A 20394-nucleotide genomic window follows, 5' to 3' on the forward strand; every position below is an offset into this window, starting at 1 on the left:
GGGTCTACGATGAGCAAGACGACGAACAAGTTTGCACCGGAAGTTCGCGAGCGGGCAGTCCGCCTGGTTCTGGACCAAGAGAGCGAGCATCCATCCCGGTGGGCAGCGATCACATCCATAGCGGCGATGATTGGCTGTTCAGGGCACACGTTGCTGGAGTGGGTGAAGAAAGCCGAGGTGAACAGCGGCAAGCGTGCCGGCGTACCGGTGGAGGTTGCAGACAAGCTGAAGGCGCTGGAACGCGAGAACCGCGAGCTGCGCCAGGCCAACGAGATCCTGCGCAAGGCCTCTGCATATTTTGCCCAGGCGGAGCTCGACCGCCCGTTCAAGCGATGACCAGCTTCATTGATGAGCATCGGGGTGAGTATGGGGTCGAGCCGATCTGCCGGGTTCTGCCGATCGCCCCATCAACCTACCACGAGCGTGTCGCACAGCGCCGCGATCCGTCGCGCCTGTCACCACGCGCCCAGCGCGACGAAGCAATGAAGCCCGAGGTTCAGCGCGTGTTCGATGCCAACTTCAAGGTCTACGGGTATCGCAAGGTGTGGCGGCAGATGCAGCGCGAGGGCTTCGATATTGCCCGCTGCACGGTGGAACGGCTGATGCGTGAGCTGGGCCTGCAGGGCGTGATCCGGGGGAAGCCGGTGAAGACGACGATGAGCGACAAGGCAGCGCCATGTCCGCTCGATCAGGTCAACCGCCAGTTCCATGCACCGGCACCCAACATGCTGTGGGTCTCGGACTTCACCTACGTCGCGACGTGGTCCGGGTTCGTCTATGTCGCCTTCGTGATCGACGTTTACGCCCGCTATATCGTGGGCTGGCGGGTGAGCAGAACGGCGCATGCCAGCTTTGTACTCGATGCCCTGGAGCAGGCGATCCATGACCGACGGCCTGTTCACCGTGGCGGCCTGATCCACCACAGTGATCGTGGCAGCCAATATGTCTCGATCAAGTATACCGAGCGTCTTGCCGAAGCCGGGATCGAACCATCGGTCGGCAGTGTTGGCGACAGCTACGACAACGCCTTGGCCGAAACGATCAACGGCCTTTACAAGGCCGAGGTCATCCACCGCCGAGGTCCGTGGCGATCATTTGAAGCCGTGGAATACGCCACGCTCGAATGGGTCGACTGGTTCAACAACCGGCGCCTGCTCGCGCCCATCGGCAATATCCCGCCTGCCGAAGCTGAAGCACGATACTACGCCATGCTGGACGACACGCCCATGGCGGCATAATTTAAACCGAATGGCCTCCGGCAATCCCGGGGCGGTTCATACCCTGTCATTCACGTCAATGAAAATCGCGACTGCGAATGGACACGATTTCGTTCCCGTCGACCATCGTACGCTCGGCTCGCCGCGCAATTCGCTTGCCGCGATCACGCCGGCCGGGATCGCGCGGATCGGGTCCGTTCCCGCTTGCGGCGCCGTCGCCCCGCCCCGGAGCGACGACAGAATCGCTCTGACCGATACTCCGCAACATGGCGTCATGATCGACGATCCGGTCGGCGATGACGTGGATGACGTCGCCTTCCTTCTGCAGCCGTCCGCGCAGCGCGATCATCGAAGCCGACATGATCTGGCGGCGGTAGGTCTCGAAGGTCGTCTGCCAGACGATGCCGTTGGCAATGCCGGTCTCGTCCTCGATGGTGACGAACAACACCCCGCCGGCCGAGCCGGGCCGCTGGCGCACCAGGACGACCCCGGCGACTTCGACATGGCGACCGCCTGGAAGCGACGCGAGGTCCGCGCAGCGCACCACGTTCATCGCATCGAGCTCCTCGCGCAGGAAGCTCACCGGATGGGCGCGCAGCGAGAGCTGCGTCGAACGGTAGTCCTCGACGACCTCGCGCCCGTCAGTCATAGCCCTGAGCGCGACCGGCGGCTCGCGTCCTTCCGGGCTGAACCGTGCCTCGCGCGCGTCGGCCGCCGCAAACAGCGGCAGCGGCGCCTCGCCCACCCCTTTCACCTTCCACAGCCCCTGCCGGCGATCCTCGGCCAGGCAGCGGAAGGCATCGGCCTCGGCGAGCCGCTCGATCGCAGCGCGCGGCACGCCTGCGCGGCGCCAGACCTCCTCTACGCTGGCGTAAGGCGAAGATCCGCGCGCCGCGACGATCGCCGCGCCGTGGACGTTGGCGAGCCCCGTCACCTGCCGGAACCCAAGCCGCACCGCCATGTACGAGCCTCCGGCCGGCTCGAGCGTGCAGTCCCAATGGCTGTGGTTGACCGAGACCGGCCGGACCTCGACGCCGTGCTGGCGCGCATCGCGAACGATCTGCGCCGGGGCATAGAAGCCCATCGGCTGCGCATTGAGCAGGGCCGCGCAGAAGACATCGGGATGATGGTGCTTCATCCAGCTCGAGGCATAGGCGATCTTGGCGAACGAGGCGGCATGGCTCTCGGGAAAACCGTAGGAGCCGAACCCCTCGATCTGCTTGAAGGTGCGCTCGGCGAAGTCGCGCGGATAGCCGCGCGCGACCATCCCGTTCACCAGCTTGTCGTACAAGTGGCTGACCCCGCCGGTCAGCTTGAAAGTGGCCATCGCGCGGCGCAGCTGGTCGGCCTCGGCCGGGGTGAACCCGGCGCCGACGATCGCGACCTTCATCGCCTGTTCCTGGAACAGCGGCACGCCGAGCGTCTTCTCGAGCACCGCGCGCAGCTCGGCCTTGGGGTATTCGGGTTTCTCCTTGCCTTCGCGGCGGCGCAGGTAGGGATGGACCATGTCGCCCTGGATCGGCCCGGGCCGCACGATCGCGACTTCGATCACGAGGTCGTAGAAGCGCGCGGGCTTGATCCGCGGCAGCATCGACATCTGCGCGCGGCTCTCGATCTGGAACACGCCGAGCGTATCGGCCTTCTGGATCATCGCATAGACGGCCGGATCGTCCTCCTGCAGGTCGGCCATGGTGACGTGCATGCCTTTCGATTCCGCGAGGAGATTGAAGGCGCGGTTCATGCAGCCGAGCATGCCGAGCCCGAGCACGTCGACCTTCATGAACCGCAGCGCATCGATGTCGTCCTTGTCCCATTCGATGATCTGCCGGTCCTTCATGCGGGCCGGCTCGATCGGCACGAGGTCGTCGAGCCGATCCTGGGTCAGCACGAATCCGCCCGGGTGCTGCGAAAGGTGCCGCGGGGTGCCGATGAGCGCGCGCGCGAGTTCGAGCGTCAGCCTGAGCCGGTGATCCTCGGCATTGAGGTTGAGGCTGGCGATCTGCGCATCGGTGATCCCCTCGACCGACCAGCCCCAGACGAGACCGGTGAGCATCTTGGTGAGGTCGCGCGGCAGGCCGAGCGCCTTGCCGACTTCGGCGACGGCGCCGCGGGTGCGGTAGCGGGTGACCACGGCGGTCAGCGCCGAGCGGTGACGGCCGTAGGTCTCATAGATCCACTGGATGATCTCCTCGCGCCGCTCGTGCTCGAAGTCGACGTCGATATCGGGCGGCTCCTTGCGCTCGCCCGAGACGAACCGCTCGAACAGGAGCTCGTGCCGGACCGGATCGATCGAGGTAATGCCGAGGACGAAGCACACGCAGCTGTTGGCCGCGGAGCCGCGCCCCTGGCACAGGATGCCGCGCCGGCGGCTTTCGGCGACGATCGCATGGACGGTGAGGAAGTAGGGCGCGTAGCCGAGCTGCTCGATCAGGCGGAGCTCGTGGTCGATCTGGCGGCGATAGGCGTCCGGCAGCCCCTCAGGAAACATGCGCGCGGCCGCCTCCTCGGTCAGCGCCGCGAGCGCCTGCTGCGCACTGCGCCCCGCCATGATCTCCTCGTACGGATACTGGTAGCGGATCGCCCCGAGATCGAAGCGGCACATGGCCGCGATATCGGCGCTTGCCTGCACCGCATCGGGGAAAGCGGCGAAGCGGCGCACCATCTCGGCGGGCGACTGGAGCGCGCGGTCCATGAACCGCTCGCGGCGGAAGCCCAGCGCGTCGATGGTCGTCTTCTCGCGGATCGCGGTCATGACGTCCTGCAGGGGGCGCCGCTCGGGCGTGTGATAGAGAACGTCGCCGGTGGCGACGCTGCGCACGCCGGCGGAGCGGGCCATGGCGTCGAGCCGGTGGAGCCGCGCGGCATCATCCGGGCGGCGGCGAAGCGTGAGCGCGAGATGGCCGCGCGCGCCGAACACCTCGCGCAGCTCCCCAAGCTGCACGGCCAGCGCATCGCCGGGCAGGTCCGGTACGAGAATGCCCATCAGGCCTTCAGTCCGGGCGGCAAGATCGCTCCAGTCCAGCAGGCAGGCGCCCTTCCCGCCCCGCGCCTTACCGAGCGAGAGCAAGCGGGTGAGGCCCGACCAGGCGGAGCGATCGGTGGGATAGAGCAGCAGCGTGCGGCCATCGGTGAGGTCGGCCCGTGCGCCCGGGATCATCCGCACGCCCGTGGCCTTCTGCCCTTCCCAGCCGCGCACCACGCCCGCGACGCTGCCGAGGTCGGCGAGCCCCAGCGCCTCGTACCCGAGCAGCTTTGCCGCGGCGAACAGTTCCTCGGGCGACGAGGCGCCGCGCAGGAATGAGAAATGGCTCGTCGCCTGGAGCTCGACGTAGCGCGGCATCAGCCGAACATCCCGTGCATGTACCAGCTGAGATCGCCGGTCGGCGGATCGACCCCGTCTCCGCGGCGGAACAGCCAGAAGCGCTCGCCCCCTTCGGCCTCGACCCGGAAGTAGTCGCGTACTGCCCACATCTCGCGCGCGCTACGCCACCATTCGCCGTGAATGCGCTCAGGTCCGTCGCCCGCGACGACGCGGTAGCGCCGGCCGCGCCAGACGAAGCGCCGCGGCGGATGGTCGGGCAGGAGCGCGACCACGTGCGACAGGCGCTCGGGACGGGAAAGCAGGCGGACCGGGCGTTTCCACGCGGGCCACCCCGGCGGGTGCGACAGGACGCCGGCGCGGCGGACCGCGCGCTCGGGCACGTCGCTTTCCACCGCGCCCATCCGGAACAGCGCGTCTTCGCCCGCGCGGCCGGCGAGCTGATCGACCAGCGGTGCGAGATCCGCTGCGCGGTCCTCGCCCGCAAGCATCGCGCCCAGGGCAACCGGCGCCAGTTCCTCCACGCGCAGCGCGGTGAGCGTCATGGCCTCGATCCCGAGGCCGGGTTTGATCCGCTCGATGCGCATCGCGAGCATGCGCTGCAGATGCGCGGCATCGCGGGTTGCCCGGGCAGTGCCGAACGCCACGCGCTGCGCGTCGCCGTCGACGCGCACGGCCTCCAGGACGGCCGCGCGCAGCCCCTCCCCGCGCGCCTGGAGTGCCGCGACGAGGTCGTCGACCAGGTCGCCCATGACCTGAGCGATCGCCTCGGCGGTCGCGACCGGCTCGAGCAGGCGCCGCTCGGCGCGCGGCAATTCCACGGGCACGACGGGCACGATCGGCTCGGCGGCGAGCCCGCGCGCCTGGTCGAGCCGCTCGACCGCGGCCAGCCCGAGCCGGCGGGCCAGGGGGCCGCGCGGCATCGGGTAGAGATCGCCGATCCGCTCGAGCCCGAACCGGGCAGCGGCGGTCAGCGCATCGGGCGCGAGGCGCAGCGCGGGCAGCGGCAGATCGGCCAGGGCCTGCGCCTCGGCGCCTGCGGGCAACAGGGTCACGGGATCATCGCCGTAGCGTGCGAGGGCGTGCGCCGCGCCAGGCGTGCCGGCAACCGCGATGCGCGCGGTAAAGCCGAGCCGCTGCAGGAAGCGCACGAGCCGGCGGCAGAACCGCGCTTCGCCGCCGAACAGGTGCGCAGTGCCTGTGAGATCGAGCCAGAGCCCGTCGGGCGCGGCAACGCTTGCCAGAGGCGTCCAATGCAAGGCGGCGTGCAGCGCGAGCCGCTCGAGCAGCGCGCGGTCGTTGTCGGGCTCGGCCTCGCGGACATTGAGATCGGTGACCAGCGCCCGCGCGTGAGCGGCCGCCATCCCCGGCCCCAGGCCCAGTGCCAGCGCCTCGGGGCAGGCGGCGGTGACGACCTCGCGCTGCCCCGTCCGCGCAATCAGCACGGCCGGACGGCCGCGCCCGGCCCGGACAGCCGGCCGCCCTGCTGCGCCATGCCCGGCCATTCGCTCGTCAGGCGGCAGAGCCCTGAACGGATGAGCGGCAGGCTCGCTGCGGCGCCCGAGTACGCGCAGGGTCGGGCGCTGATGCGCGGGTAGCGCGTCGATCTCCACTGAAGTCGCCGCCGGGCTCAAGGCGCCGTCGCGCGCCCAGCGGGCGCCCGGCCGCCAGCCCCCGCCGCGGGGAACCGAGCAGGCGCCGGGATCGTCGTCGGCGGGCAGCGGCAGGGGGGCCCCCGCCGCGGCGAGCGACGGCTCAGGCGGCGCGGCGGGCCGCTCCAACCGGCGCAGGCGCTCGATCGGCAACTGCGGCAGGTAGAGCGAGGCAACCCGTGTCATCGCAGGCCTCGAGTTCGAGAGAAAAGGGATTGCCGCCGCGCTGGCGTACGAGCTCGACGCTCCAGCGGCCCCGGCCCACGCCGGGATAGGGCAGCGGTGCGGACGGCGCGCAGCCGATCCGCCAGCGCGTGCGCGCCGCCGACGGCGCGGTCAGGGGACAACGCTCGCGAGTCCGGTGCCGGCGGTAGAGCAGCATCGGCGTGCGGCCTTCCGAGGCGGCGAGCTGCAGGCGGCGGGTGGCGGTCTGGTCGGCGGCCTTCACCTCGGCAACGACGCAAGCGAGCGCGCCATCGCGAAGACCCTCCTCGGCCAGCGCGAGCACTTCGCTGTCCTTGCGCCCTTGCGCGTAGAGGATGCGGTCGGGGCCCAGCCCCACCTGCTCGAGCCCCGGCGCATAAAGGTCGAACCGCGTCAGCGCCCAAAGCACCGAGGAGCCCGGCGCGGCAAGGCGCGCGGCAATACCGGCGGCAAACAGCGTCGCGGCGGCATCGTCGCTCAGCGCGGAAGAGGCTGCGGCGATCTCGTGGAGCCCTGCCCCGTCGAGCCCGCGATCCGCCAGGCGCCCATCGAGCGCGCCGAGCCCGAAGGCAAGGACGGGGCCGCGTGCGCCCTCGGCGTGCGCGACCTCGGCGCGAAGCGCGGCAAGTTGCTCGGCGCGGGGCCGGTCGGTCAGGGAAGACAAGGCAGGCATCGGGGATCATCGACTCAGTTGTTCCCCTTATGTTCCGCCTTGCAGCAAGATTCGTCAAGGACAATCCAACTCGAAACTCACTGTCGCCCCTCTGGATCAATGGCCTACCAGCAACCGCAGGGTCGTCGCATCGCGCTCACCGAACCAGCGATCTATTGCCGCCGAAATCAGCCGATGCCCGCTCACGTGCTCGAACAGCGTGAGGGATGACATGAGCTTTATAGCATCGATCGCGCCGAATACCGCGATAGGATCATTCGTCGGAAGGTCCTGCAAAGCGCCAACGCATTCGAGATAGCGCGGTCCAAGTAGCGAATGGGCTAGGTAGGCGCGCGCCTCATCAGCCGAACGGATAGCGTAGAACCGCGCGGTCTCGCTGCGCCCCAGCCCGGCGAGCTGCGGGAAGACGAACCACATCCAGTGCGTGCGCTTGGCGCCGCGCCGGATTTCCGCCAGCGCGGCGGCATAGGTCCGGGCCTGGGCCTCGACGAAGCGCTCGAGCGAGTCCGCCGATGCGGTCACAGCAGCGATCCCTGGGCCGACGGCGGCGGATAGACCCGCGTCGCCGGCAGGCTGCCCTTGGGAAGCACCTGCAGCACCTCGCGCGCGGGAACGCGCGTGTCGAGCCAGTCGATCCACCGCTCGCGCGGCAGTGGGATGATCTGCCGGCGGTGATAGGGCGCGATGTCCTCGCCGGGCGCGGTGGTCAGCATGGTGAAGGCCTCGCCGTCCGCGCTGCTGCGCCAGATGCCGGCAATGCAGAACCACGGATGATCGCGCAGGGTGAAGAGCCACTTGGTCTTGCGCTTCTGCCCGGGCTCGACTGGCGCGGTAAACTCGTAGAATCCGTCGGCGAGTATCAGGCAGCGGTGCGATGTGAACTCGCGGCCTTCCGAGCGGAAGTTGTAGACTGGCTTGCCTCCCGCGCCCGGCCAGCTCCAGCGGCGATTGACCAGCTCGCCCGCGCCGCGCGCGCCTTCGACACTGCGCACGATCGGCGCGGTATCGCCGATCCTGATGTCCTCACGCGCGGGCACGTTCGGCATTCCCTCGGGCACCGCGACCGCCACGTCCAGCTCGCCCAGGTAATCGGCGATCGACGCCAGATCGACTTCGAGCCGGTAGTTATTGCACACCGATCACCTCGCTTTTCGGCTCGATCCGTAAATTGCCGCCCGACATCCTCACACTACGCACGGAACTTGAAGCAGATAGCCGCCGCGCCGCAAGCCTGACGCCGTCTAGCGGCTTTCGAAAGTCGTAGTCTTTAGATGTTCGAGCCGATCCGAACAGACTTCGTGCACCACCCGGCCGAGTTCCTCGACCTGGGCCCCGAGCCATTCGAGTTCTTCCTCCGTGATGCGGTAGTGCTTGGAATAGCGGGCCTTCACGTAGGCTTCCTTCAGTTTTTCGAAGCGAGCGCGGTCACGCTTGGTTTCGCGGGGCCACACGTAGGTTAAGCGCGGATCGATACGTTCCGCCTGGGTGCGCAGGAAGCCGAGGTTGTGGACGTGCGGGGTGTAGAAAGTGCAGACCAACAATACGCAGTGGTACAAGCGTTCTGTAGCTTGGTGCGTAAGAAACGCCGCGTCCTTGAATCGACCCTGCTTGGCGCTGAAGCGAGCCGTTTCCAACATGCCTGAAGCCGCGGGCATCCATTCGTCGAAATACTCCTGCGCCATCGCCAACGCCTGCTCCGGCGTCTTTGGCTTGGGTTGGTGCAACTCGGTGTCGTCGGACTGGTAAAGCGCGACCCCGTCCTTCGCGACGTCCATGAAGAAGTAGCGCCCGTGGGCGAGCCCGTCGTTCACCTCTTGAAGTGTGTGGATGATGAAATTGACGGGGGTTTTCAGCGCCCCGGTCACACCATATTCCCGCATCAGCCGCTCATCGAGCTTCGCCCAGTACTTCACCCGGTCGGATAGCCGCTTGTCGTTGACGATGATCAGCAGATCGTAATCTGACTGGTAGCCCTTCGCCGTATGCGGCTCATCGACCCAGTTTCCGCGCGCATAGCTGCCGTAGAGGATGACCTTGAGGATCCGCCCGGCTTTCTTCCACTCGTGCTTCGAAAGCGCGAAGGCGTCATCGAACTCCTCGAACACGAGCTGCACCACGCGTTCCAGCTCGCGCTGCTTTTGCGGGGGCAGATGATCGAGATCGGTTCGCATCGACTAGAGCCTAGCAAGCGACTGGAAAAGTTGCACCCGTCCTTTGCCGGACCAGCAGGCACCGCCAAACCGCCGCACCCTCCACTCTCTCATTCGGTCCCGCTATCTCCCGACCGGACGATCTCGTCGTGCAGATGCCGCCCCCTTTCCATGCGCCGCGCCAGCGCCTCGATGAAATACGAGAAGCGCTTCTCCGCTTCGGCGCGGACGGCCGCGGAGTCCTCCCCGGTGGGAGCCGCGGTAACCGAGAGCCAGCGGCGCAGGTAAAGAGCAAATGCCTCGTTCCCGAGATCGACGTGATAGCCCAGCTTGTCCATCTGCCGGGAGATCCGGTCGAGACGCCGCGCGAAGGCTGCCTCCATGCGCTCGGATCCGTCAGGCGACAGGAACGAGGCCAGCGCGGCTTCGACGACGGAGGCCTGCGACACCCGCTTGCGGCCGGCGAAGTCGGCAAGCTGGCGTGACAATCCCGGTGGCAGACGAATGGTATGCTTGACTCGGTTGCCCTTGCTCACAGTTCGATTCCATCGCCAGGGTCGAGCGCTGCCCGGCGCGCGTTGGCGCGTATCTGCTCGGCGAGGCGGCGGTTGCGGCTTGCGTCCTCATCGGCGTGCCGATCCTCGAACTCGAACTCGTTGCGGGACGGCCGAGGTGCCGGCGCAATGTCTTCGTGCTCGAGGAGCTCCGGCTCGCGGCGGACGCCGCCTTCGGTCTCGGCGTCTTGCTCATCGAACGCTGCGGTGTCGGGGCGCGCGGGCGGCTCAAGCGCTGCAGTGATCCGGTCCTGCCAATCGCCTTGGTCGCCGGCCGGCTCGCGAGGCTCCGGCGACGGCGGCCGCTCGATCCGCTTGCTGAGCCGCGGATCGGCATAATAGCGTGCCTTCTTCGCGCGGATCGGATGGGCGCCCGCGAGCAGGACGATCTCGTCGGTCTCGGGGAGCTGCATGATCTCGCCCTGGGTAAGCAGGGCGCGAGCCGTCTCTGTGCGCGAAACCATCAGGTGCCCGAGCCAGGGCGACAGACGGTGACCGGCATAGTTCTTCATCGCTCGCAACTCGGTCGCCGTCCCCAAGGATTCCGAGATGCGCCTGGCGGTGCGCTCGTCATTGGTCGCGAAGCACACCCGGACATGGCAGTTGTCGAGGATCGCGTTGTTTTGGCCGTAGGCCTTTTCAATCTGATTGAGCGATTGCGCGATCAGAAACGCCTTGATGCCGTAGCCCGCCATGAAGGCGAGCGCGCTTTCGAAGAAATCGAGCCGGCCCAGAGCGGGAAACTCGTCGAGCATCAGGAGCAGTCGCCGGCGATCCGATCCTTCGCCCAGGTCTTCGGTGAGGCGGCGTCCCAGCTGGTTGAGGATCAGGCGAACGAGTGGCTTGGTCCGGCTGATGTCGGAAGGCGGGACGACGAGGTAGAGCGTCGCAGGTCGCCGCGGGTCCACAAGGTCGGCAATCCGCCAGTCGCACTGCCGGGTGACCCTGGCGATCACGGGGTCGCGATAGAGGCCGAGGAAGGACATGGCGGTCGAAAGAACCCCCGAGCGCTCGTTCTCCGATTTGTTGAGCAGTTCGCGCGCGGCGCTGGCCACGACCGGATGCACGCCATCCTCGCCGAGGTGCGGCGTTCGCATCATCGCGGCGAGTGTTGCCTCGATCGATCTCCTGGGGTCGGACAGAAAGGCCGCGACACCTGCCAGCGTCTTGTCCTCCTCCGCATAGAGCACGTGGAGGATCGCGCCGACGAGCAGCGCATGGCTGGTCTTCTCCCAGTGATTGCGCCGCTCGAGCGAGCCCTCCGGATCAACCAGTACGTCGGCGATGTTCTGCACGTCGCGCACTTCGCCGACGCCGCGCCGTACTTCCATCAACGGGTTGTAGGCGGCCGAGGCCTCGTTGGTCGGATCGAACAGGAGCACGCGGCTGAAACGCGCACGAAAACCCGCGGTCAGGTCCCAGTTCTCGCCCTTGATGTCATGCACGATCGCCGAGTGCGGCCAGGTCAGCAGCGTCGGGACGACCAGACCGACGCCTTTGCCGCTGCGGGTCGGGGCAAAGCACAGCACATGTTCTGGTCCGTCGTGGCGCAGATAGCGATTGGCGCACTGGCCGATCACCACGCCCTTGCCATCGAGGAGACCGGCGGCGGCGATCTCGGAGCGCGTCGCCCAGCGCGCCGAGCCGTAGGTCGCGCTGTTCCTGATTTCGCGTGCGCGCCAGACCGACATGGCGATCGCGACCACCACAGAAGCCAGCCCGCCCGAGGCTGCGATCATGCCGCCGGTCTCGAATATGCGCGGCGCATAGGCCTCGTAGCTGAACCACCACCAGAAGATCGCATAGGGCGGGTAGACCGGAGTACCGAATGCCGAAAACCAGGCAGCCCCCAGCTCCGGCTGAAAGCCCAACGCTGAGGCGGTCCATTGCGTACCGGCCCAGATGCCGGCCAGCGTCAGGATGAGGACGGCGAAGATCTGACCCCACAATATTCTGGTTGCCGACATGGTGCCTCCTTTCCGGGAGGCAGGAGACCGAACGGGAACCGCATTTCAATCGCTGCGCTGAGCGAAGCGCAGTCTGGCGCAGACAAAGAAGCCGGCGGCTAGATCGCTTCGCAGGCAAACTCCGGTTCGCCCGTCCATGTCAGGCGGTACATGGCGCCCTGCGCGACCGACTGCACGACATTGGGCCACAGGGCGGCAATGCAGGTTCCGCCTGCATGGCGGACCGAGGGATAGATGATCCCGTTATGCCCTTCGCCGCGCGCCTGTGCAGCGAGGGCATTGCCTGCCGGGTAACCCTTCGCAGCATCGGGATCGAGACTGGGGTGGCCCGGAAGACCGCGCAGATCGACGAACACGCCCGACATGCTGGCGATCATCTCGCCATACTCGACAACCGCATTGAAATCGCCTGCGTCGGCCAGGGCTCGCGTCAGGTGATGGCCGACCTCGGCGACGCAGGTCTCCACCGCCAGCGCGGCGTACCACGCACCGCGATTGGCGGGATTGAAGCGATTGGGTTCACGCGGCTTGGCATAGGCGAAGCTCGCATTGATGAACCTGGCATGCGGCACGCCGTGAACGAGCTCATCGGCAGTCAGCCCGCCCAGCCCGCGTTCTTCGGCGATCCGCCGCCCGCTGGTCGCGCCTTCGATCTCGGCCAGAAGCGCCAAGTCAGTGTCATCATCCGCCAGCGGCGCCATGACCGCTTCGCGCAGCCGTGCGCTCGGCACGAGCCGGATGGTCCGCTCGAAGGCCTCGCGTATGGTCGGAAGGTCGGCCAGCGGCAGGTCGGCCTGCCCCTCAGAGCCCGCCACGAAGCGCGTCGATATATTGCCGGGTTTCGAGCATGCGCGGGATGCCGCCAGCGATCATCGCCTGCACCGGCGAGAGCCGGTCGAACACGGGCGCCTTGTTCGCCAGCTTGGGCCAGCGATCGGCCATGTCGTCGGCGAACAGCAGGTGCAGTCCCTTGAACAGGCCGATCAGTGCCGAAGCGCGGGTCAGCTGATCCTGGCTGAGCGTGCCTTCCCATGTCCCGGCCTTCATCCGGTCCCAGGTGCTTTCCGACACGCCGAGCAGCGCCGCGCCTTCGGCATTGCTGCCGCCCCAGGCATCGACGAGCCGCAGCACGGCTTTCACCGCAGCGCCCGTCAGGCGGCGGCGATCATCATCGCCTGCAAAGGTCTGAAGTCCACGCGGGGTTTCCGCTTGCTGAAAGGCTGCACTGGCCATGTCGCATCTCCTGATGCGTTTATAGGCATCACATGGTGCTTTTGTCAAGATGGGTCTCATTCGCGTATCTTCTCAGATTGCCGGGCCGCGCGAACGGGCGAAGCTCCACTCGACACCGCCGCGCTGGTTGATCCTGCCGGTCACTTCCTGCCCCAGATGCCGTTCAAGGTCCTGCCGCCAGGGAACGAGCTGGAATCCCATGCCATTGTCGATCATGGCGAAGCGGCCCGACGCCAGCGTCACGCGCTCGCGGTAGATCCCGGCCACGTGATCGCCGGCACTGACGGGCCGGACGATCCCGCCGTGGCGCGCGGCCAGGGCCTCGCCTGCTTCGGCCAGTTCGCGGTCCCGCAGCGTATCGAGCAGGCCTCGCGCAAAGACGATGCGCTGCCCCTGGCGCCTGGCGAGCCCGTCTTCGATCAGGACCTCCACCCGCCGATCGCGTGCATTGGAAACCTGCGAACCGAACCCGCCAGCCAGATCTTCGGGCCGCGGCGACACCAGTTGGCGGTCGAGCCAGGTCGCGCCGCGTGCATGGACCTGCGCCTCGATCGAATGATCGGACCGGACCAGCAGGCTGGTCTGCTGGCGTCCTTTGCGATCGGTCCAGTTGCCGGTCTCGACGATTGCGCCCGGCGCTGCGTCACTGGTGCGCTCGATATCGGGAAACCTCAGATGATGGGTCCGCCCATCCAAGCCATCGACGATCGCATAGGCCTCGCCGGTCAGCTCATCGTGAAGCCCCCTTTCGACCAGCCTGCCGATGACACGCTCGCCTTCCGAATGGCCATGCAAAGCGAACCGTTCGGCATCGATCGCCAGCCCCTTCCCGCTCAGAGCCCGGTGCATGGTCCTGATGATGTCCCCGCGATCGCCAAGCGCGCGCAAGGTCGGCTCGATGTCCGCATCCAGTGTCCAGCCGGCCGATCCGACGCGCTGGGCTAGTCCCATGCGCTCGAGCGTCTGCGCCCGGCCGAGCAGCAGGCTGCGATCCTTGCGCCCGGCCGATGCCTCGGGGCGCAGATCGACCACTCCGACATCGTCGCGCTGCCGCCGCAATCGGCGGTCGAGCGACGTCCAGCGTTCGGCATCGACTTCGCGCCGAAGCGCGTTGTGGATGTCTCGCTCGCTGCGCGGACCGAGTTCGATGGTCACGCGCTCTTCGGCGCGGGCCCGCAGGCCCTCGCTGATATAGGCGCGGTCGATGACGAGGTCCCTGCCATCGCTCGCCATACCGCGGACCAGCACGTGGATATGCGGATTGTCGGTGTTCCAGTGATCGACCGCGACCCAATCGAGGCTGGTGTCCAGATCGCGCGCCATGTCGTCCATCATCTCGCGGGTGAGCGCGCGCAGGTCGGCCATCTCGCTGGCATCCTCGGGCGAGACGATGAAGCGGAAGTGGTGCCGGTCTTCCTCGCATCGCTGCGCGAAGGCTTCGCCATCGGCGTGATCGGAACCGGCATCGAACATCCGGCCGTCGGATCCGTCACGGGTGACCCCGTCGCGTTCAAGATAGGCAATATGCCGCGCGAGCGGTGCGGACCGGAATGCCGTACCTCTGTGCCGCACGACGCGCGCCTTGATCACGACCCTTCGCTGGAAGGCACTGCGCCGCCTCCGGAGCGCCGCACGCTTGCCGCGTCCGAGATGACCGGCGCCGCCACCCGGCCTCCTGGACCCGAGCGGCGTGTAACCCGCCCGGCGCGAGACCTGGAGCACGCGGCCGACCATTGTGCTGGCCTTGCGGTAGGAGCGCGCCCCGCTGTCGCGCGAGCGGCCCGGGCGGATATCGAATTCATCGTCAGCCATGGCGGGTAAGCATCGGCGACAGCGCTTGTGGCGCCGAAATTATAGGAGAATTCGCCAGAGGCGACGGCAGCGCATTGGCAGAGGCGGCGCATATTGCTGAGCAAAACCAACCACCTGCAGCCCGACAGACGGCGCTGCTTTTATCTCGCCATCCCTCCCTTCCTTTGGTGCGCAAGCCTCCCGTCCTTCGCACGCTTTCGCCAGGGAACGCATGGCTGCGCGAAGGTGCGAGGCTCGCTTTCATTGGGAGGAGACCGTCGAGACGGTCGCGAAAAGATCGTGCGCGGGTTGTTCCGGTCGCGCGAAGGGGTTCGCCGCGGGGCCAGGCATAGCCACCTCGTCCAACTCTTTTCGCGCTGCGCCGGGAGGCTGCAAGGCGCCAGCCGGAACATTCCCGGCTTGTAGAAGCGCCGCCGCAAACATGCGCTCGGACTGCAACAGCGGCGCAATCCGGGCGACATAGCGGTGCGTTTCGAGTGGCAGCGGACGCCGTCCGGCAAGCCAGTCTTCGTAGCGTCCCGGACCTGCATTGTATGCAGCGAGGAAACCTTGCGCGCCGTAGCGATCGTACATTTCGCGCAAGTAAGACGTGCCGGCCAGAACGTTGTCGCGTGGGTCGAACGGGTCTTGCCCGAGCGAGAACCGGGCGCGCTGGCGCGCCCAGGTTCCGGGCATAAGCTGCATGAGACCCATCGCTCCTGCTCTGGAAACGGCCCGCACCCGGCCCGCACTTTCGGCGCGGATCACCGCGTAGATCCAGTGCTCGGGAATGCCGAATTGCTGCGATGCTTCGATGACATGCGCGGCAATCTCGACGCTCTGCGAAGCTCGGACAAACTGCTCCGATTGCGCAAAAGCCTGCGCCGAACTCACCGCCAGCATGGCGGCCAGGATCCCCGGCAGAAGATGCGGGCGGAGCACAAAATCAGTCCTTCGCCGGGCGGCGCGCGCCGCGCGACCATATCAGGACATGGCTCTGGTCGTCAGAACTGAACAGATTGGCGCGCAGGGGCCGCGGCAATACCGGATCGTCGATGACGAGCGTGACGAAATCGCCTGCCTTGTCGCCGACATGTTTCCAGCCTGCACCCACCTCGTAGGTTTCCTCGCCTTCACCTGCCATGATGCGATAGTCAGGGGCGTTCTCGGTGTCGCCGGGGTCGGCGGCCACCAGGGTCAGCGGTGCGTCGATGGTCAGGGTTTGCAGCCGCCCTTCAAAGCCGTCGGGTGTGGCTGCAAAAGTGCCGATACAGGTCATTGTGCGTCTCCTTCAGTGGTGTTTTGGATGGGAAAGTCGGCGGGCGAGGCGAGCAAGACATAGTCCCCGTCGCCCGCTTCGTTGGTCCAGACGGGCCGCGCGCGCCCGATGACATCGGCGCGTGCGACCGGGCCGAAATAACGCCCGTCGAAGCTGCCGGGGGCGCGCCTGTTCATCACGAACAGTTCATCCGCAGCGATAGTCCGGCATCCTTTCCAGACGGGCAGTTCGCGTCCAAGGCTGTCGCGCCGACGCGCCGAGCCCGCAGGTGTCCCATTGATCTCGATGAGCAGGTCGCGCCGGCAGACCGTATCCCCGCCAAGCGCCGCAACCTCCTTGATGAGCGGAACGCCCGCAGGAAGATAGCCGCGCGAGGCGAGGTATTTCTGCAGCCTGAAAGCAGGATCGATCGCGACGCGGTCGCCCCTCTGGAGACCGGTCTTTCCGCCGATTGAGTACAGTCCAACCGGCACGCTGGCCGTCACGTTCCAGACCAAAAGTCGCGAGAGCGGGATTGCGATGCTGGCCAGTGTCGCTGCCGCGACCATGCCTGCCAGAAAGGCGGTGCGCCGCCTCATGATTGCAGCTTTCGCCGCCGCAGCCAGTCGCGATGGCGCGCAGGGGAATAGGAACGTACTTGCATGCCCCCTGCCAGCCTGTTGTGGACATGATGCCAGTGGTCGGGAGCTACATCGCAGGGATCGATGCCAACGTCCTCGATCGCATCGATCAGCGCAAAGACCTGGCGAACCTTTGGCCAGCTTCGCACCGAGAGCAGGATTTGCGCGCCAGGATCGACCTGCGGCAGAGTGGTGAACGGCTCGCCGAAACCGGCGGTTTGGGCGATCGTGAGTGTGGAGCCAACGGTCCCGTAGTCGTTCGAAGCCCACCGAACCAAGGCAAAGACCTGTCCCGGAGCATAGCTTTCGATACGCGTCCGGCGATCGAGGATGCGCTCTGCAACGGGCTTGCCGAACCGAAGCCAGTCTTCCTGCACGCCGCCGCGCCACACCAGCGTGACATGCGTAAGTGGCGGATCACCGGAACCTGCCTCGACCGGTTCCGGAGGCGGAAGCGAAGCGCGCGCTGCGCTTTTGCACAGGCGTGGCTGTGTTAGCAGGAATCTGAAAGATTCCTTGTTAGCATTGTTAAGGGCTTCGCAGGCGCCGCGTTTTCGGCGAGTCGCGCAGGCTCCCGGTTCCCGATAGTCCGGGAATAGGGTTCCCGATCGTCCGAACGTCATGGTTCCCGATAGTCCGAACATCACGCACCCTTTTCCACAGGGGGCAGCCCGATACGGCGCCGCGCGGACGCGAAGGGATCGACAGGCGCTGCAACGAACAGGAGCCGCTCGCGGCCGAACTGGTGCTCAAGAGCGAGATTGTAGCCGGGGAGCGACTGGCGGCGAACGATGGCCCGCACTTCGAAAGCGAAACGCTTCAATGGCGAGAGCGCGCCGGACTTCAAATGCAGGTGCGAAATGTCGAAACTCCACCCGCCCTTCTGCTTCCCGCCATGCTTGCGTACGATGCGATAGAGCCAGCGCTCAAGACCGCCGGTAAGCGCGAAATAGGCCGGGTCGATGGTCAGGACGAGCGCACGATCGAGCACGCCCTCGTAGAGCCAGTCCGGCACGATCATTTCGATGCCGAGCGCGCGCCCGTTGTCGTCGAGCCGTTCGCGCCATTCGTTGATCCAGGAAAATCGTCGGCGGCGTCGCGCCCCGGCCTGCCGGATGGAGGTGGCAATGCTGGTCGACTGCAAGCGGTCGAGCGCCGCCTTCAGGCGCTCGTAGCCAGCCTTTCCGGTTCCGCGCCGGGTGAAGGTAAGGATTTCATGGGGCGTTGCTGCGATCAGGCGCGAGGTGGCTTTGCCGGCATCGCGCGCTTCGACGATCTGGCTGGCTACCCAGATCAGCACATCGGCATCCCAGATCGTGGCCATGCCATGCTCGGCGGTCGCTTCGACCAGGATGGCGACCTCGCCCATACGAAAGTCGATCGGCTTCACGCGCTTCGACTTGGCGAGGCTGAAGAAAGGCCAGGCCATCAGATCCTGTGCATCGCGCGCGGCGATGTCGCTGCCGGCGCCAACGAAAAGGTCGAGCTGCCCGGCCTCGCCGTCCGATGTCCTCAAGGAGCGCATGGTACCGCTTCAGCGCCGGACCGGACCGGTGTAGCCGTCGATCCGCTTGGCAGGATGAACGACGCCCTTGCCCGGATCGCTGGTCGAACGGCGCAAGCCCTGCTCGGCCCAGGTGTCGAGATCTTCGGGCCGGTAAACGATGCGGCCGCCGAGCTTGTGGTAGACCGGCCCTGTTCCATAGCATCGGTGCTTTTCGAGCGTGCGCGGCGAAAGCCCCAGATGCACCGCGGCATCCGGGGTGCGCAGGTAGCGGGGACGGACCGGATCGGGAACGGCGGGCATGGGGTTAGCTCCAGGAGGCTTGGGTGGCTGCGGCTAACTGCCGCTGATTGCGGAGGGTGATGGCGCATGCCCTGGCAATGGGGGAGCGACACGATGCCGCGTTCGGATTTGTCGCCCCTACCGATCTGAGCTCGGCAGGATCGAGGAGGGGCGGCATCCGCGCAGAACCCGACGCTGTCGCGCTGCCCGGCAGGCTTTCGGCTGCAATGCCGAAGGCTCAGAGCAATGAACCGCACCTGCGAGAGAGGCAGTGGCCAAGGGCCTGTGGGAAGCAAGGCAAGCGGGGCCTGTCGCGGCCGTAGCTTCCCGCTCGCCCGACCCGCTGCCGGTTCGCAAGTGCATGCGGGGCCCCAAAAACACGTAATGCCGCACCCTCAGGAGCGTATCGCCAGATGCGCGGGACATGTCCGCCGTCAGCGCCCATGGCACAGATTTGAGGTTGTGATGTAAGGAGGATTTGGGCTTCGTCGTAGTGACGAAGGAACGAAGATGAAGCCCAAATCCTCCTTGAAGAAATTGCCGCCGAAGGCCCCTGCGGAGCGGGTGGTGAAGGACATTCGGCGTGCGACGCGGCGCCACTTCTCGGCCGAGGACAAGATCCGCATCGTGCTGGATGGCCTGCGCGGCGAGGACAGCATCGCCGAACTGTGCCGTAAGGAAGGCATTGCGCAGAGCCTTTATTACACCTGGTCGAAGGAGTTCATGGAAGCGGGCAAGCGCCGGCTTGCCGGCGACACGGCCCGGGCCGCGACCACCGGCGAGGTGCACGACCTGCGCCGTGAAGCCCGTGCCCTGAAGGAATGCGTGGCCGACCTGACACTCGAAAACCGCCTGCTGAAAAAAAGCATGATCGGGGATGGGGGCGACGACGAATGAGGTATCCCGCATCTGAGAAACTCGAGATCATCAGGATCGTCGAGCAGTCACATCTGCCAGCCAAACGCACGCTGGACCAACTCGGCATTGCCCGCCGGACCTTCTATCGGTGGTACGACCGCTACCTCGAAGGAGGGCCGGAGGCGCTGGAGGATCGGCCATCGGCGCCGAGCCGGGTGTGGAATCGCATCGGTGACGACATCCGGGACCAGATCGTCGAGATGGCGCTGGAGACGACCGAGCTATCCCCTCGCGAACTGGCGGTGCGGTTCACCGACGAGAGGCGCTACTTCGTGTCGGAAGCCACGGTTTACCGCCTGCTCAAGGCCCATGATCTGATCACCAGCCCGGCCTATGTCGTGATCAAGGCCGCCGATGCGTTCCACACCAAGACCACCCGACCGAACGAGATGTGGCAGACCGATTTTACCTACTTCAAGATCATCGGGTGGGGCTGGCTGTATCTGTCGACCGTGCTCGACGACTTCTCGCGCTACATCATCGCCTGGAAGCTGTGCACCAACATGCGCGCCGAAGACGTGACCGACACCCTGGACCTCGCTCTGGCGGCTTCCGGCTGCGACAGCGCCACGGTGCTGCACAAGCCCAAGCTGCTCAGCGACAATGGTCCGAGCTACATCGCGGGCGAACTGGCCGAATATATCGACGCCAACAAGATGACCCATGTCCGCGGTGCTCCGATGCACCCGCAAACCCAGGGCAAGATCGAGCGCTGGCACCAGACCCTCAAGAACCGCATCCTGCTCGAAAACTACTTCCTGCCCGGTGACCTTGAGGCCCAGATCGAGGCCTTCGTCGAGCACTATAATCACCGCCGATACCATGAAAGCCTCGACAACGTGACGCCCGCCGACGCCTACTTCGGCAGGGCGCCGGCCATCATGAAACAGCGTGAAAGGATCAAACAACAGACCATAAAATATCGGCGCTTGCAGCACCGCATGCTCGCCGCTTAACATCAACCCCCAGACGAGGCCCGCACTCCGCTAATTTACGCCGCGAGTTGTGCCAAATGTTCTGACGACGGACAG

19 protein-coding genes and 1 other annotated feature are annotated in these 20394 nt (G+C 66.5%); of the genes, 2 read left to right on the plus strand and 17 right to left on the minus strand.

Annotation, left to right across the window (positions count from 1 at the left end; translation table 11 throughout):
* Positions 1–9 precede the first annotated feature (9 nt).
* A protein-coding gene (locus D2V04_RS02575; protein WP_119511571.1) for an IS3 family transposase occupies positions 10–1238 on the plus strand; the annotation gives its coding sequence in 2 pieces (ribosomal slippage) (positions 10–298 and positions 298–1238; 1230 coding nt in all).
* Positions 291–407, plus strand: a sequence feature (AL1L pseudoknot). Its footprint overlaps the gene before it by 117 nt.
* A gap of 55 nt (positions 1239–1293) precedes the next feature.
* Here the strand turns inward: D2V04_RS02575 and D2V04_RS02580 are convergent.
* The 17 genes from D2V04_RS02580 to D2V04_RS02660 all read right to left on the minus strand — a co-directional run bounded on the left by D2V04_RS02580 (position 1294) and on the right by D2V04_RS02660 (position 18466).
* A complete protein-coding gene (locus D2V04_RS02580) occupies positions 1294–4557 on the minus strand; it encodes an error-prone DNA polymerase (RefSeq protein ID WP_119511798.1) in 3264 nt (1087 codons plus the stop codon).
* The gene (locus D2V04_RS02585) at positions 4557–6374 is read right to left on the minus strand and encodes a DUF6504 family protein (protein WP_119511799.1); all 1818 of its coding nucleotides are present in this window, start codon (positions 6372–6374) and stop codon (positions 4557–4559) included. Before D2V04_RS02585 ends, D2V04_RS02580 begins: the two co-directional genes overlap by 1 nt.
* Positions 6292–7065: an ImuA family protein gene (locus D2V04_RS02590; RefSeq protein ID WP_119511800.1), complete on the minus strand. Its 774-nt coding sequence runs from the start codon at positions 7063–7065 to the stop codon at positions 6292–6294. The genes D2V04_RS02585 and D2V04_RS02590 overlap by 83 nt, the downstream gene beginning before the upstream one ends.
* Positions 7066–7161: 96 nt before the next feature.
* Complete coding sequence (locus tag D2V04_RS02595) at positions 7162–7587, minus strand: DUF1810 domain-containing protein (RefSeq protein ID WP_119511801.1); 426 nt, start codon at positions 7585–7587, stop codon at positions 7162–7164.
* Positions 7584–8201: an SOS response-associated peptidase family protein gene (locus tag D2V04_RS02600; RefSeq protein WP_119511802.1), complete on the minus strand. Its 618-nt coding sequence runs from the start codon at positions 8199–8201 to the stop codon at positions 7584–7586. Before D2V04_RS02600 ends, D2V04_RS02595 begins: the two co-directional genes overlap by 4 nt.
* A 105-nt stretch (positions 8202–8306) precedes the next feature.
* Positions 8307–9236 (minus strand): HEPN domain-containing protein, encoded by a 930-nt coding sequence (locus D2V04_RS02605; protein WP_119511803.1) that lies wholly within the window; start codon positions 9234–9236, stop codon positions 8307–8309.
* An 89-nt stretch (positions 9237–9325) separates the two neighbouring features.
* Positions 9326–9751, minus strand: a complete 426-nt coding sequence (locus D2V04_RS02610; protein ID WP_119511804.1) for a CopG family transcriptional regulator — start codon at positions 9749–9751, stop codon at positions 9326–9328.
* Entirely contained in the window at positions 9748–11736 is a 1989-nt protein-coding gene (locus D2V04_RS02615) for a conjugal transfer protein TraG (protein ID WP_119511805.1), read from the minus strand. Before D2V04_RS02615 ends, D2V04_RS02610 begins: the two co-directional genes overlap by 4 nt.
* Before the next feature lie 98 nt (positions 11737–11834).
* Complete coding sequence (locus D2V04_RS02620; protein ID WP_228766215.1) at positions 11835–12551, minus strand: RES family NAD+ phosphorylase; 717 nt, start codon at positions 12549–12551, stop codon at positions 11835–11837.
* Positions 12538–12969 (minus strand): antitoxin Xre-like helix-turn-helix domain-containing protein, encoded by a 432-nt coding sequence (locus tag D2V04_RS02625; RefSeq protein WP_119511806.1) that lies wholly within the window; start codon positions 12967–12969, stop codon positions 12538–12540. The genes D2V04_RS02620 and D2V04_RS02625 overlap by 14 nt, the downstream gene beginning before the upstream one ends.
* A 72-nt stretch (positions 12970–13041) precedes the next feature.
* Positions 13042–14781: a relaxase/mobilization nuclease domain-containing protein gene (locus D2V04_RS02630; RefSeq protein WP_119511807.1), complete on the minus strand. Its 1740-nt coding sequence runs from the start codon at positions 14779–14781 to the stop codon at positions 13042–13044.
* 240 nt (positions 14782–15021) lie between these two features.
* Entirely contained in the window at positions 15022–15663 is a 642-nt protein-coding gene (locus D2V04_RS02635) for a lytic transglycosylase domain-containing protein (RefSeq protein ID WP_119511814.1), read from the minus strand.
* Positions 15664–15706: 43 nt separating this feature from the next.
* Positions 15707–16039: a DUF736 domain-containing protein gene (locus D2V04_RS02640; RefSeq protein ID WP_010236492.1), complete on the minus strand. Its 333-nt coding sequence runs from the start codon at positions 16037–16039 to the stop codon at positions 15707–15709.
* On the minus strand, positions 16036–16617 hold the full coding sequence (locus tag D2V04_RS02645) for a S26 family signal peptidase (protein ID WP_119511808.1): 582 nt from the start codon (positions 16615–16617) through the stop codon (positions 16036–16038). The genes D2V04_RS02640 and D2V04_RS02645 overlap by 4 nt, the downstream gene beginning before the upstream one ends.
* Positions 16614–17303 (minus strand): DUF2840 domain-containing protein, encoded by a 690-nt coding sequence (locus tag D2V04_RS02650; RefSeq protein ID WP_228766216.1) that lies wholly within the window; start codon positions 17301–17303, stop codon positions 16614–16616. Before D2V04_RS02650 ends, D2V04_RS02645 begins: the two co-directional genes overlap by 4 nt.
* Complete coding sequence (locus D2V04_RS02655; protein WP_119511810.1) at positions 17303–18184, minus strand: replication initiator protein A; 882 nt, start codon at positions 18182–18184, stop codon at positions 17303–17305. The genes D2V04_RS02650 and D2V04_RS02655 overlap by 1 nt, the downstream gene beginning before the upstream one ends.
* 9 nt (positions 18185–18193) lie before the next feature.
* A complete protein-coding gene (locus tag D2V04_RS02660; protein WP_119511811.1) occupies positions 18194–18466 on the minus strand; it encodes a helix-turn-helix transcriptional regulator in 273 nt (90 codons plus the stop codon).
* Between the two features lie 489 nt (positions 18467–18955).
* Between D2V04_RS02660 and D2V04_RS02670 the strand changes: the two genes are divergently transcribed.
* A protein-coding gene (locus D2V04_RS02670) for an IS3 family transposase (RefSeq protein WP_119511590.1) occupies positions 18956–20319 on the plus strand; the annotation gives its coding sequence in 2 pieces (ribosomal slippage) (positions 18956–19303 and positions 19306–20319; 1362 coding nt in all).
* Positions 20320–20394 lie beyond the last annotated feature (75 nt).

The sequence above is a fragment of the Pelagerythrobacter aerophilus genome, assembly GCF_003581645.1.
GTDB classification, from domain to species: domain Bacteria; phylum Pseudomonadota; class Alphaproteobacteria; order Sphingomonadales; family Sphingomonadaceae; genus Pelagerythrobacter; species Pelagerythrobacter aerophilus.